General features: G+C 63.2%; 12 protein-coding genes and 1 pseudogene. 2 read left to right on the forward strand and 11 right to left on the reverse strand.

What is annotated here, in order from left to right:
• Positions 1-10 precede the first annotated feature (10 nt).
• From PCO31010_RS02240 to PCO31010_RS02250, 3 genes are all read right to left on the reverse strand, one after another.
• Positions 11-2,977, reverse strand: coding sequence for a VTT domain-containing protein (locus PCO31010_RS02240; protein ID WP_150662798.1), 2,967 nt, complete (start codon positions 2,975-2,977; stop codon positions 11-13).
• Positions 2,978-3,076: 99 nt separating this feature from the next.
• On the reverse strand, positions 3,077-3,697 hold the full coding sequence (locus PCO31010_RS02245; protein WP_246184399.1) for a DUF4142 domain-containing protein: 621 nt from the start codon (positions 3,695-3,697) through the stop codon (positions 3,077-3,079).
• Between the two features lie 40 nt (positions 3,698-3,737).
• Entirely contained in the window at positions 3,738-5,153 is a 1,416-nt protein-coding gene (locus PCO31010_RS02250; protein ID WP_150662800.1) for a sigma-54-dependent transcriptional regulator, read from the reverse strand.
• 168 nt (positions 5,154-5,321) lie between these two features.
• Here PCO31010_RS02250 and PCO31010_RS02255 point away from each other — a divergent pair, with 168 nt between their 5' ends.
• Positions 5,322-6,272: a sigma-54 interaction domain-containing protein gene (locus tag PCO31010_RS02255; protein ID WP_150662801.1), complete on the forward strand. Its 951-nt coding sequence runs from the start codon at positions 5,322-5,324 to the stop codon at positions 6,270-6,272.
• Between the two features lie 78 nt (positions 6,273-6,350).
• Here PCO31010_RS02255 and PCO31010_RS02260 read toward each other — a convergent pair whose 3' ends face one another.
• Complete coding sequence (locus PCO31010_RS02260; RefSeq protein WP_150662802.1) at positions 6,351-7,478, reverse strand: BON domain-containing protein; 1,128 nt, start codon at positions 7,476-7,478, stop codon at positions 6,351-6,353.
• Between the two features lie 577 nt (positions 7,479-8,055).
• On the opposite strand from PCO31010_RS02260, the pseudogene PCO31010_RS02265 reads away from it, so the two are divergent.
• Positions 8,056-8,574: pseudogene (locus tag PCO31010_RS02265) on the forward strand (dihydrodipicolinate synthase family protein); the annotation flags it as partial.
• Between the two features lie 116 nt (positions 8,575-8,690).
• Here the strand turns inward: PCO31010_RS02265 and PCO31010_RS02270 are convergent.
• The 7 genes from PCO31010_RS02270 to PCO31010_RS02300 all read right to left on the reverse strand — a co-directional run bounded on the left by PCO31010_RS02270 (position 8,691) and on the right by PCO31010_RS02300 (position 14,038).
• Complete coding sequence (locus tag PCO31010_RS02270) at positions 8,691-9,050, reverse strand: phage tail protein (protein WP_150662804.1); 360 nt, start codon at positions 9,048-9,050, stop codon at positions 8,691-8,693.
• Between the two features lie 94 nt (positions 9,051-9,144).
• Positions 9,145-9,960 (reverse strand): phage tail protein, encoded by an 816-nt coding sequence (locus PCO31010_RS26845; RefSeq protein ID WP_246184400.1) that lies wholly within the window; start codon positions 9,958-9,960, stop codon positions 9,145-9,147.
• An 11-nt stretch (positions 9,961-9,971) separates the two neighbouring features.
• Complete coding sequence (locus PCO31010_RS02280; protein WP_150662805.1) at positions 9,972-10,568, reverse strand: putative phage tail protein; 597 nt, start codon at positions 10,566-10,568, stop codon at positions 9,972-9,974.
• The gene (locus tag PCO31010_RS02285) at positions 10,568-11,689 is read right to left on the reverse strand and encodes a baseplate J/gp47 family protein (protein WP_150662806.1); all 1,122 of its coding nucleotides are present in this window, start codon (positions 11,687-11,689) and stop codon (positions 10,568-10,570) included. The genes PCO31010_RS02280 and PCO31010_RS02285 overlap by 1 nt, the downstream gene beginning before the upstream one ends.
• Positions 11,686-12,270: a phage GP46 family protein gene (locus PCO31010_RS02290; RefSeq protein WP_150662807.1), complete on the reverse strand. Its 585-nt coding sequence runs from the start codon at positions 12,268-12,270 to the stop codon at positions 11,686-11,688. Before PCO31010_RS02290 ends, PCO31010_RS02285 begins: the two co-directional genes overlap by 4 nt.
• An 83-nt stretch (positions 12,271-12,353) precedes the next feature.
• Entirely contained in the window at positions 12,354-12,875 is a 522-nt protein-coding gene (locus PCO31010_RS02295) for a phage baseplate assembly protein domain-containing protein (protein WP_150662808.1), read from the reverse strand.
• Positions 12,872-14,038 carry a phage baseplate assembly protein gene (locus PCO31010_RS02300; RefSeq protein ID WP_150662809.1) on the reverse strand — a complete coding sequence of 389 codons (1,167 nt, stop codon included), beginning with the start codon at positions 14,036-14,038 and terminating at the stop codon, positions 12,872-12,874. Before PCO31010_RS02300 ends, PCO31010_RS02295 begins: the two co-directional genes overlap by 4 nt.

Genomic DNA, 14,038 nt, shown 5'->3' on the forward strand with positions numbered 1-14,038 from the left:
GCCGGTCGAGTCAGCGGCCGCCCGCCACAGCGGCCACGGCTTGTGTCGCTGTCTCGGGGTCGCGGCGTGCACTGGCGCGCTGCGGCACCGGGACGGTGATGCGCAACACCGACACCAACGGTAGATGGTCGGACGCGCGTCGCGCGAGCGGCGTCGCATGGCTGCGCACGGTGCCGAGATGCGCGCGCGGTGACGTCCAGATGCGGTCGAGGGCGAGTATGGGCCAGCGTGACGGGAAGGTCGCCACATGCGGCGCACGTTCGAAGAAGCGATGCAGCCATCGCAGCGGCCGCCCCCACAGACACCACTCGTTCACATCCCCCATCAGCACCGTCGCCGCCCCCGGCTGATTTGCCAAACATTCCAGCAGACGTTGCACCTGCTCGCGCCGCTCGCCAGGCCTCAGGCCGAGATGCGTCGCGATCACGCGCAGTTGCGTTTCCCGTCCGTATGCGTCTTCCCACGCAAGCGTTGCGTCGATGGCAGCGCGCGGCTCGCGTCCTGCCACGCTCAGATCGATGTGTCGTACGGCCACCGGCGCGAAGCGCGTCATGATGGCGTTGCCGTAATCCTGTCCGCCGCGCCGCAGCGTCGGTCCCGGAATGAAATGCATGTCTCGCGCGGCGGCCAGCCGGGCTAACGTGCCGACGTCCGTCGCACTGGCTTCGATCTCCTGCAACGCGACGATGTCCGCGTCGATCTCGTCGAGTACCTGCGCGATGCGGTCCGGCGAGTGAACGCCGTCCGTGCCGACACATCCGTGCACGTTGTAGCTCGCCACACTCATCTCGCGGCTAAGGGTTTCAACGCGCAGCGACGAGACATCCTGGAACGCCGGACGCACAATCTCGTCATCGCCCAAGCGCCGTGGCGCACGGTCATCTTCCGACGTCTCGCCGCCCATGCCCCGCATCCCCCCGATACGTCGCCGCAGCGCCACCACGCCCATGCCCGGCAACACGAGCACGGCGGCCAGCAGTGCAGCCGTCCAGCCGTTGGGACGTTGTGCCAGCGCCGCCACGCGATCCACCAGCGCGGCCGCGATCAGAATGCCCGGCAACATGCCGATGACGGTACCCAGCAGACAATCCCGCAGCCGGATGCGCGACGCGCCCACGACAAGGTTCACAAGCGTGAATGGCGCAATGGGCATCAGACGCAACACGACCATCGCCAGCAACCCGTGATTGCCGATCTGACGGCTCAACGCGTTCAGCCGCTCACCGCCGAAGCGCTGCACCGCGTCGCGTCCCAGTGTCCGGCCGACACCATACCCGGCCGCCGCGCCGAGCGACGTTCCTGCGAGCGCATACGCCGCGCCCGCGAACGGCCCGAACACGACCACCGTCACGATGATCAGCACTGTCACCGGCACCATGACCAGCGTGCCCAGCAGGTACACCGCCATGATCACGAGCGGCGCGAACGACAGAAGGCGAATGCGCTCGACGACACGCAACACGCGCGGCAGATCGGCCCACTCACGCAACGGCGTGTAACGCCACGCCAATGCCAGTCCGGCAAGCCCCAGCAACAGTAGGACGAGCGCGACGATGCGCCCGGCAAGAAGTGGTCGCGCCTCGGTCTCGATGAACGTCCCCATCACGTTCTCGAAGTCAATCGGCTCCATCGGGTCGAGCACGACCGCACCGGGCGAGGCTGCGTCGTCAGCGTCCTTCAGCGCGGGCGTGAACGCGGACAACGTTCGCTCACCGTCGCGATGCAGTTCGTCGATGGCCTCGTGCAGCCCTTCGTCTCGCAACAACGCCGACGCCATTGCCGCCTCCGGCACGTCGAGATGCTCGGCGAGCAGACGGTTGCGTGCCCGCGCAATACCCGCCGCGATACGCGCATCGCCATTGGCGGCGACGGACAGATTGCACTCGGTGTCGAGCGCCATCGATCGGTTGTTGAGGTTGGCCGATCCGATCACGAGCAACGCGTCGTCGACGACCATCACTTTGCTGTGGACGTTCACGCACGCCGGGGCGATGCCAGGCACTTCAGGACAGTAGAGACGAAAGCGCGACTGCGGATCCGCTTCGCGCAAGCGTCGGTAGAGCCGTGCACGCAGCACGCCCATGCTCTGCTCCTGCAACCAGCCCGTTTCTGCGCGACGTGAGACGACGGCTACATCCGGACAGTCGGGCGACGCAAGGCGCTCGATCAACGCGTCGCCGATGCACTTTGCGGTGAAGTACTGGTTCTCGAAATAGAGACGATGACGCGCGCTGGCAATGGCATCGAGGTAGAGCGACTGGATCTCCTGCACCGCCGGCCGGCCCTCGAACGCCGGTGCCGTGCGCGATATGGCAACGTCGACATCCGTCAGGTCGGGGGCGACCGATACCGGCCACGGGTCGAGCGGCGCGTAAGGGGCGTCGCGTGGGGTGCGCAGATGCAGGTCGACGTGCATACCCGTCGCGCGATGCCACCGATCCTCGGCCAGTTCCGCCAGTGCGTGCGCCGCCTGACCGTCAACCATCGCCTGGACGTCGTGAAACGGTGGATAGGCGTGCCCTGACGGATCCTTGCGGCCGGGGTCATTGGGGGCATGTGCCGTTGTATCCCAGCGATTGCGCGTGAGATCGAGGCCACCCACGAACGCCACGCGCTGGTCGATCACTACGACCTTCTGGTGATGAGACGCCGCCGTCGGATGGCGGCCGTCAAGCCGAAAGCTCAGCCGCCGATGCGTCTTCCAGTCGAGCTTGACCGACGGCAACCACTCGCGCTCCAACGCGTAGAGCATCGCGAAATCCCAACTGAGGCAATAGATGCGCAGCGTCTTGCGGCGGCGCACGAGCGCGTCGAGGAAGTCACGTAGTCCCGGCGGAAATCCGTCGTCCGGTCCATTGGGGGTGAGTAGCATCCGGCTGTCGATGTCCCACCCGAGAATGAACACGGTGTGACGTGCGGCCAGCAGCGCTTCACGCAGCGCACTGAAGTACTGCTCGCCATCCACCAGCATGCGCATGCGTGCCGCCGGCGCGATGCGCCAGCAGTTCCGCCCTTCGCGCAGTAGTGTCGGGGGTGCCGGCGATGCCGATCCGTGGCCTGAGCTCGCGCCGGGCACTTACTTCCCCATTTCGACCTTGGCCGACACCTCCCGGGCTTCGCTCAGGTGATGACGAAGCGTCGGCAACGTCTTCGTGGCGAAGGCCTTCAGATCGGGGTCCTGCCCCTTCTCTGACTCCGTCTGAAAGAGCGTGACGGCTTTCTCATGCGCCTCGGGACCGGCGAGCGCCATGTAGGCCACATCGAACTCGCGCCCCTTCTTGCTCTTGAGCGCTTCGATATCCGGATCGACGGCGGCGTCGTTCGGCACGCTCACGCCCTTCTGCGCGCCCAACTGACGCAGCGCTTCGTTCGCCTTGCTGTGATCCTTCACCATCTGCTGGGCGAAGCGCTTAACGGCGGGGTTGCTGGAGCGTTGCACCGCCACCTGACTCGCCTGCACTTCCGCCTTACCCGCCTTTTGGGCCTTGTCGACAAATTCCACGTCGATGCCCGCGCTGGGCTGTGCCGTGCGCGTGGCCTTCGGGGTCGCCTGCGTCACTTCGACGCCCGCCGTGGGCGACGCCTGATCGGTGCCGCCGCCCTGCCCCGGTTCGCCCTTCGGCAGTTCCTGCGCGATGGCGAACGGACTCGCCATGAGCGCCGCGCTTAGCACACAAGCGCCATGCACTTTCGTCATTCGTGAATACATATGTCCTCCCGGCATTGTTGTGAGATGTCTATGCTTGCATCTGCGCCAGCCGCGCATACAGCGTTTTCAGACTGATGCCGAGCTGTCTGGCGGCTTGTGCTTTGACACCGCCGCACTGCGAAAGCGCGCCGAGAATGACCTGACGGTCGAGGTCGGCCAGCGGCGCGTCGAGCGCAATCGTCGCACGGTCGTCGCGCACCGGATAGCGGGCGAGTTCGTCAAAGATCGGCGGCGGCAGAGAATCGATAACGGACGTCGCGCTCAGAATGCGAACGCGCTGAATGAAGTTGCGCAACTCGCGCACATTGCCCGGCCAGTCGTGACGGCGCAACGCCGTCAACACGTGCGGCGCGAATCGCATTGCGCGGCCATCGCGGGCATTGGCCTCGCTCAACATCGCTTGTGCGAGCAACGTCACGTCGTCCTCACGCTCGCGCAACGGGGGCATGGTGACGGGAAACACGTTCAGCCGATGATAGAGGTCCGGACGAAGCTTGCCCGCACGCATGGCAGCCTCGGGCGACACATTGGTAGCGGCGACGATGCGCACGTCCACCGCAATTTCTTCCGAGCCCCCCAGACGCATAAGCCTGCCGGTCTCCAGTACGCGCAACAGATTGACTTGCGACGCGAGCGGCATCTCGGCCACTTCGTCCAGAAACAGCGTGCCGCCATGGGCGCGCTCGAAGAAGCCGCGATGTCGGCGCTCGGCCCCCGTGAAGCTGCCACGGTCGTGACCGAAGACTTCGCTCTCGACGAGGTTCGGTGCGATGGCGCCACAGTTCACAGCAAGGAAAGGCCCATCCCGGCGTTCGCTGAGATCGTGCACTGCACGTGCCGCCAGTTCCTTGCCGGTGCCTGATTCTCCCGTGAGCAGTACAGCGGCATCGGTGGGTGCAACGCGTGAGAGTGCATCGAAGACACGCTGCATCGCCACGGACTTGCCCAGCAAGGCGGCAAATGCTTCGGTGGTCGACGCGCCGACGACCGACGACGCCGCAGCATCCCACATTGCCTCGCTCGCAACCGCGCTCTCCGACGCCTTCGCGATCCACGCGCCCGCGCGCTGTCGGTCCCCCGGCAGCACGAGATAGTCGCTTGCGCCCCGGCGCAGCGCCTGCACGGCGCTCTCCCAGCCAGGACACGCCGTGCACATCACCACATCCAGGTTGCGATGATTTGCCCAGCCGTCGAGCACGTCGAAACCGGAACCGTCCGGCATGTCGACGTCGGTCATCACGAGCGAAGGCGGTGCATCCGAGAGATGCGAGAGACACGCATCGGCTTCGGCCAGCGTACCGGCCCATGCGGGCGGTGGAAACGTCGGCGGGCAGACGGCGCGACACAGGTCGGACAACGCATCGCGTGTCGCCGTATCCGCGCCGACCAACAAAATGGGCGACCGGTCGGCAGCATGACGTGACGCGTCAGAAAGGACTGACATGAACTCCTCCGGGGTACCGCAGATGCTCTGTTCGACTACGTAATCTGCGATGCCGTTCGGCGCGATGTCATCGAAACTTCCTATGCGATACGCGCATCGACTACAAAATTTCAATGTCGAATTTCGGATCGGACGGGATATTCGCGGCGCACTTCGCGTCACAACGGCATGACACCTCAGCCCGACATTCCCGTCGTTTCGCTGCTCGGCAATTCGTCAGCGATTCGCGCTTTGCGCGCGCAGATCGAGCGTGTTTCGCGAACGTCCGTCAGTGTCCTGATACTTGGCGAAAGCGGCAGCGGAAAAGAGCTTGCTGCGCGTGCGCTGCATGCCGCGAGCGATCGTCGCGACGGGCCGTTCGTTGCCGTGCCGTGCGGCGCGATGCCCGCAGACCTCGCCGAATCCCAGTGGTTCGGGCATGAGCGTGGCAGCTTTACGGGTGCGGTCGACCAGCGTCGCGGCTACTTCGAAGCGGCGCACGGCGGCACATTGTTCCTCGACGAAATCGGCGATATGCCGCCAGCGATGCAGGTGAAGCTCCTGCGGGCGCTCGAATCGGGTACATTGTGCCGCGTCGGCGGCAGTCAGCCGGTGCCTGTGGATGTTCGCGTGATTGCGGCGACGCGTCACAACGTTACCGAGGCGCTGCGAAATGGCGCGTTGCGCGACGACCTGCTCTACCGGCTCGCCGCGTTCGTCTTGCATGTACCCGCACTGCGCCATCGCGACGGGGACATCGCGACGCTCGCGCATGCCCATGTGGACGCGCTCAACGCGCGGGCGCGAACGTCGAAACGTCTGTCGGCCACGTCCGTGCGTGCGCTCGGCGCGCATGCGTGGCCGGGTAACGTGCGCGAACTGCATCACGTGATCGAACGTGCGTTCATTCTTTCCGACGACGTGCTGCATGTGACGACCGACACCGTCACGCCCGCCGATCCCGTCGTCCATGACGGCACGCTCGAATTACCGCGTGTCGTGACGCTTGCCGACGCGCAACATCACTTCATCGCGGCGTCTCTAGCTCATCATGAGAACGACAAGCCACGCACCGCACGCTCACTCGGTGTCAGTCTGAAAACGCTATACAACCGGCTGGCGACGTATGGCGGACATTGAGTGCACTGATGTCCCCACAGCGCTCGGAAGTAGCGGCCGCTCCCCTGTGTGCAACCTACGTGGCGGCCGCGATCCTGCTTAGTGGTGCTTACCTGCGTCGTTACCCGAGCCGGACGTCCCCGACGACGAGCCGGTCGAGCCTGCTGCGCTTGACGCAGTCTGCGCCCCGGGGGTGCCGACCGTACCCGTCTGCCCCGAGGTACGTTGCGACGCCGAGGTGCCCGAACCGGTGCCACCGTGTGGGTGGTCGCGATGCGACGATTGCGTACGAATGCGGTTCTCGACGTCCTGCACGCCGAAGCACTGCTCAGCGCAGTCTTCGATGGCGTGCTTCATCCAGCGCTCCGGCACGCTGCCCTGCAAGTCGACGCGACCGTCCTTCACCTGCACGCTGACGTCGTGGACTTCAAGCTCATGCGCCATGCAAAGGCGCTCGCAGACATCCTCACGAATGCGTTCGTCCGAACGGCTGTAGCCCTTCGGCCCCTGACGATGACGCATGTCCATCGAGGCGCCACCGTGACCGCCCTGACTTCCGTAGCTGCCATAGTTGCCGTAGCCCCGCTGCTGCGCCTGCGATTCCCGACCTTCCCAGCCTTGCGGCCCGCGCTGCATCGACTGCCCGCCGCTCTGGCGACGTCCGCCGCCTTGCGACACACGGCTGCCGTAATCACGGTCATAGTCACGCCCGTAATCGCGACCATAGTCGGTACTGAAATCGCCACCGTAGTCGCCGCCGTATTCGCCCATGAAGGCGTCCTCGTAATCGCGACCGTAATCCCGGCCATAGCTGCGTCCATAGCCGCCTGCGCCACCTAAACCGCTGCGTGCCCCATAGGCGTCGCGGTTTTGCCCGGCTTGCGAACGGCCGTAGGTGTCGCGGTTTTGCCCGGCTTGCGAACGGCCGTAGGTGTCGCGGGAATAGCCGTAGCGCGAATCGCCGCTGTTGCCATGGCGTTCGTTACGCTCATTGCGCGGATCGTCGATGCGCGCACGGCCTGCTTCGCTCCAGTCGGCTTGCCATGCCCCTTGTCCTTCTCGTTCGCCACGCTCGCGCGACGGCCGCGTGCCGTACTCGTCTTCCTGGTCGTACGCGGAGAAATCCCGCTGCATGGCCTCCTCGTCGAAATCGCGACGGTATTGGCTGCGCTGTCCGCCACCTTGCATTTGCCGCTCGTTATCGCGCGTTGCGTATCGTCGTTGCATGATGATTCTCCAGATGAGCAGCGCCAGCGGTCCAGAAGCAACGGCTCCTGTTCAACCATTCCGGCACCGGACCCATACTTGTGCAAGTCGCATGCCATGCGTCGGACGTAGCCACGACGCTCGCGAATCCCGGTCGGGTGGACGACCGCCGAGGCGTTTTTTCCATTCGTGGCAAGTTCGTCCTGTCTGTGACAGTGTGGACATGGACCTGATGTTTCATGTTGACGTGCTTGACGTTACCCGCGCATTGCGTATAGAGTCACCGCATGACGAATTCCGCCCACCTCCGCTCGCAGGCTCTGCGCGTTGCCCTTCCGGGACAACGGGGTGCGTTCGTCAAAAGCAAAAAACAGTCGCTCAACTGACCGGAGCGTGCTGTTCCGTCAGTTGAGCGACGGAATAGCCACGTGGACCGGCAGTCCCGCCCAGCGCCCAGTGCGCGCCTGCAATACCCGTACCGCCCCGCATCACCGGCCAATCTGCCCCGAACACCACGCGTCAAATCTTGCGTCGCCCTGCTGAACGGTTTCCGTACAAGGTCACCACACGTTCATCGCATTCGTATCAGGGAGACACCATGCAAGACTCGCAATCGCCCATCGCCGCCGCTCAGTCGACTTCGCTTCACGCATCGTCCAGCTTTCGTGGGATCTGGCTGCCGCTCATCACGCCCTTCAAGCGCGAAGGCGCACATGCGCCGGTCGATCACACCGCACTGCGGCGGATCGTTGCGCACTACCGTCACTCGGGAATTGCGGGCTTCGTGATCTGTGGCACGACCGGTGAAGCGGCCGCGTTGGAGGATGTCGAACAAATCGCGGTGCTTGAGACCGTATTGGCAGAAGCCGACGGGCTGCCTGTCATCGCCGGTCTCGCGGGGAATCATCTCGGGCATACGCTCACGCGCATGGACGCTCTGAACGCACTGCCGCTCGCTGGTGTGCTGACGCCCGCGCCGTATTACATCCGCCCGTCGCAGGCGGGGCTCGTCGACTGGTTCCATGCGCTGGCCGACCGCTCGGCCGCGCCGCTGGTGCTCTACGACATTCCGTATCGCACAGGGGCCACGCTGACGTTAGAAGTAGCGCGCCGTTTATTTTGACCCGCGCTGACGTTTAATTTGACCCAGCAATTACGGCCGCAATTTTTGGCTCGTCCGGAAAGCCGAGAAGTGTTCTCGCGGTGCGAGACGCCAAAGCCATGGCCCGAGTGTCAATTCACGCCAAGCTGCGGATCGGTGACAGGCGGAACATCCAAAGTGAGCCAAACGGGGATAGGACCGCCCCCGTCATACCTGACGCTTTCGTTCTCCAATTCAATGGAATCGCCCAACATATAGGGGGCACCCGTAGTAACAACATAGAACGACTTCTGGCGATGATCCTCAACGATCGCCCATTTCTCACCGTCCCACTTGGGAGCATAGCCTTCGTTCGCTGCCGGCGGCCCTACTTCCACCGCACCGTAGGGCACGTTGAATTCACCGGGCGACATAAACAGCTCATGGGCCGTTTCCTGGTACAGGAAGAATCCCGCCGGATCGGTTTGATACACAATTTTCTCTTCCATCATTCATCCTCATAGGGCCGTTTCATAGCGAATGCACGAGCGCTCGGGGCGCGGAAGCACGGCCGCCTAGCACCACGTACGCGCCGCGCGTGCACATTTATACGTGAATCCGCGGAGCGAATGCAGTATTCACGGGGCGCGTTTCCGACCCGCCGTTTTCCTCAGTGGTGCCTGCCCTTGAATTACCGCCAGTCACCACGCCAGCACCCACGCCGCTCTGCACGATAGCGGCCGTACCGTAGGCGTGAGAGTGATGCAAAAATGCAGCGGTTTGAGCGGAACCGAGCGTTCTTGCATTTGCAGTGTCAGCGTCGGTCCCCGTATATCGGCGGAATTGGTTGCGTAGGTCCGGACACCGGAAATTGTCCCCGCCCAGGTCGACAAACTTGTGCATGCCGGCCGTCCACGCACCGGAGGCGACAACCAGGTTGTTTTCCAGCGCGTAGCCCCACAGACCGGCGTATGCGGTCTTGCTCAACGTGCCACCAACGGCGTCGATTTCGCTGGCCAGCGGAGTCAATGTATGTCCGTCGATCGGGCGGCCGCAAAGCGGCGAACGGTAGCCGGTGAAATACGCGCTGGCGCTCCAGATCCAAACCTCCCCGGCCTCGGCCACGGTAATCGGACCGATATTCTGCGTGGGCAGCGACGTAATTGAGTAGACGCGGGGATAGTCAGAGCGCTTGGCAAAGACGGCCAGGAGTGCGTCACGCAGGAGCGTGTAACTGTCGGGATCATCAGGATTAAACGGCTGGCCGTCCATGTTGGCCAGCTTCAGCAGCTCCATCAGGCTCCAGATGATCATATTGCCGTCATCCCCGGACCAGACCGTCGGCACGGCGACGCTGTCGCTGTGCATGCGGTGGCCAGTCGGGCCGTGCACCACATTGTCGGCACTGGTTGTGTAGTCCATTCAAAGCCTCTTTAAAGGTAGATTACGTTGATTTCAAAGCGCGCTGGCGCGATTCGGCCAAGCAGGCATTGGATTTCAATGCCGTCCTGGCTACAGATGCGCAGACGTTGGCCAACACGGTTCGCCCCAACCCGGAAAGGGACGCACAGATACAGCACCTTCACGTTGAGCACGCCTGATAGGCTGCCGAGCCGATCGCCGACCCGGTTTCGCCCAACGCGAAACGGCGTCGAATACCAGATTTCGACTTGATAGCCGTATCTGGCCAGATAGGCTTTGATCGCCTCCGGGCTTTCCGCCGAGCTGTCGTCGTATGCCAGGTCAACGTCGCCACGCAGCCGCGCGAGCATGTTCGTGCGCCGTTGCTCGCCATCCTGTTCGCCCTCGAAGCAGGGATCAGGTAAGCCCAGCGCTTCCTCCCATTCCTCAAGGCGTGAGCACGTCCGGTGGGGAATCCACTGTCGAACGGCACTTTCGACCCACTCGTGGTGCTCGCGCAGGACGCCCGCCCATGCCTTGAGCCAGCGCATGACGACGGATCCGGGCGCGCGGGGGAACGCGAAGCCAGGTGGCAACAGGTGCGTGAGGGCTTGCCAGAACTTGTCCATCAGCGGAACGTCACCGACCGAAGGATCAGAATCTCGTACGCACCGGCGACCAGAAAGCCGCCCTCCGTGAGTACCGGCGCGATAAACCGATGATCAAACTCGCCTGGCGCTGTCGAAACGGCTTCACGCAGGTGTGAGTGCGGAATGCGGCCATGCGGTGCTGCCTCGCGAAAGAACAGGTCTTTCAGCTCCAGCTCGATCGCATCGCGTGTTGCGGTCGTATCCGGCGTAATCTCCAGCTCGATGTCGACGAAGACCGGATCCGGCACAATCACAAACAGCTCGTCGGGCGGACCACGCATCGGATCACGGATGTAGTCGTACACCAGTTGCTTCTGCGCGGCCGTCGGCAGACCGTACGGCGTGTTGTTGTCGGCCATGATGACGACGCCTGCCGTTGTCGGGCCACTCGGGTTGCGAACACCCCATGCGCGCGTGATTCCCGGCACGGAGAGTGCCCAGCGTTCGTAGTCGCCAGGCGCACTGCCTCGGGGCGGGTTAGCCAAACGCTGTCCCAACCGATAGATGCCTTCGGCGTCTGTCTCACGGTCCGTGCCGGCGGCAATGCCATCCGGGCCGACCTTGAAGCTGACATCAATGCCGGGGACAGTCGCAATCAGCTCCAGCGGCGTGTCGGCCGCGAGGTTGCCGGCGCTACCTGCGATGTCGCAAGCTACTTTGGCCGTAATGCTCAGATCGGCGGCGACGCGAGCGTCTTCCAGTATCGTGAACGTTTGGTCGCCATCAGCCCGAATGACGTTGCCAGCTTCCAGCAAGGAATTCGCGGTGCCGGTGCCGACCACCACGCCGCGTGAAACGTTCGCCTCCTTACGCGGCAAGCCGTAGGCGACCAGCCAATCGTCCAGAAACGCGTCGCTCGACTTGGTCGGAATGGCTTGCTTGGCGATGTAGTCGCGCAGATAACGGTATGCGCCGTGAATTCCAACGCCCTGGACGAACGCCTGCACATCGATGTTCGAGCGTGCGAGCGCCACGTCCGCGGCGGACAAGTCCGCCCCTTGCTCAGTCGCGGCGTCGACAAGTCCTTGCTGGAGCTGGCGAGCGGCGTTGTCCTTGAGCTCTGCAATTGAAGGGATCGCTACCTGGACGGATGTGCTCATGCAGCAGCCCTCCGAAGGCTTGTGCCCCAAAGTACGTCGTAGACCGGGCGCTCGGTGTTCCCTTGAAAAATGCGCGGGCGTAGCGCGAGACGTTCATTTGTCGCGCCGGTCCACTGCGCGACTACGTCGACCTGGCTGGCGACATCAGAGCGAACCATCCACTGCAGGGACTCCCACGCGGCGAAGCGAGCCCGCTCCAGCATGTCGACCGTCGATTTGGTGACATAACAGAGCCACAGATGCGAGCCCCACGCGTCGGTTTCATCGCGCGGCGCTTCAGCAGCAGGCATGGCGAACTCGTCGCCACACCAGCCTCTACGGTCCGTCTGGTTCTGAGGCAACACCGTGTCGTCGTCAGCTCGGCGGTCGCAAAAGAGCGACAGAATGACTGCCGTGCAAAGGCTGTCATCGAGCTCCAGAGCGCGAACCTCCAGGAGGTCGGCATAGTGACCAACGGCGATGCAGGGATTCGAGAAATCGTGCCAGGCACCTTTGGTCGTGCGACCGCTCCGAACGACGCTCCAGTCGAACGGGATGCCGGTATCAACGGATGCTCGGGAGGTGGTGAGGATATCGATCATGATGGCCTATTGATTAGGCCTTCATGATCGGTTCAGGAGGGAGTTAAGTCGCTGTGAAACATTTCACAAACGACAGGAGGGAGTTAGCGGGAGACGCCGCCTGACTGGTCACTACCGTGTTGAACGTTGTCGTGCTTGTGGCCGAAATACTCGCTTTCTGAGACCTGCAGCGACTCGCCGACTTCCGCGCGCGTGCCGACCGTAAGCGCTTCGCTGGTCGACAACGTTGGCGTCGTGACTGCTACGCCGTTCTTGCCTTTGAGAGCAATATTGTCGGCCTCCACCTCGAAATCTGTGCACTTCGCCGTGATCTTCCCGCCCTGGCTGAGCTGAATGCAATGCCCTTCCTTGTGCCATACGGCCACGTCGTAAGGTGCTAGGTGGGGGCGGCCGTCGATGCGGTCCATGCGTAACACGATCGTATGTCCACCAGCTTCGATGACGAGCCCTTGACCGTCGATCGGATTGCCCGCAAAGCCGTAGTCTTGCCAGCGCTCGACGCTTTCACGACCGCTGCTGTCGAAAACCTGCACTGAGACTTCCTGGACGGGGCCTTCCTTGAGACCGCGTAGCAGCGCCCGGCGTAGCATGTTCATGAGGTTCATGACGGGTCTCCCTTGAATTCGAGTACGGAACCGTCCTTTCCGCGCTTCCCCTTGCCGCGACCGCGTCGCACCTTCGTCTTGAGCGGCACAGTGTCGTATGCCTCCGTCGGCCGTACCAGCAGTTCGGTTACGTCGCCTTCCTTGAGGTCCACAGTCTGTTTCACCTCACAGATCAGCCATTCTTCACCGTCCAGACCCGCGATGTCGTCATAGATCGGCACAAGAGTATTGATTTCCCACGGCTTGCCTTGCCACGTCCAGCCTTCCACTGTGTACTTAAAGCCGAACGCGTGGCCACGGCGAACGCGCATCGTGTGGTCGACCAGGCGCTGCATGTCCGGCGCTTCGTTGTTGCCATCCGCATGGATCACCAACGGCAGATATCGCTTCATGCCGGGATCTTTGGCATGGGCCTTCTGCTGCACGGCCTGGCCGAATGCCTTGGCGACGTCGCCCATCGTTCCCCCGACATCGAGCGTCTGAAGGCTCTTGTGGTGCGTGACGTTGCCCTGGCCGTAACAGAAGTAATCCGAGTGGCGATTCGCGTCGGTGCTGGCACTCTCCATGCTGATCACGTTGACGCCTCGCACGATGGCACCGTGGCTTTTCGTTTGTCCCGCGCGGGTAATGAGCACACGCCCCTCGGCATCGGTCGTCACCAGAACACCGCGCAATCGCGCGGCTCGGGCGAGTACCTGGACGACCTTCTCTCCATGCTCGATCTTCAGATCCCGGATCGGCTCGCCGATGTCCGTATCGATACGCACGTCGATGCCAAAAGGTGAGCACAGATCCCGCGCGATCCTATCGAGTTTCGCATTTCGCCACTGACCGCCGCGATAGATCGCCGAGCACGCCACCAGGTCGCCACTACGGCTGCGGCCCTCGATCTTGAATCCGCAGTCATCACGCCGGTAGAACGGCTCTGCGGCGAGTACCGTCCCGGTTACGACCAGCGTTTCGTTGATCCGAATCTTGATGCTGTCCTGGCGATTGATGTTCGGAGGATTGCCGGGAATAAGGGAAACCGGGATGCTAAAGCGACTCGACAGCGTCTCCAGTGACCGCTCGACGCTGGACGAAAGCCACCCCTGGTAGTCGCGGCCATTGACCGTCACGTAAATCTTCGCGTCGTCGCGCGTGAACTGAGTGGGTTTTGCCAT

Origin of the sequence: Pandoraea commovens, from assembly GCF_902459615.1 — a bacterium.
GTDB lineage: Bacteria > Pseudomonadota > Gammaproteobacteria > Burkholderiales > Burkholderiaceae > Pandoraea > Pandoraea commovens.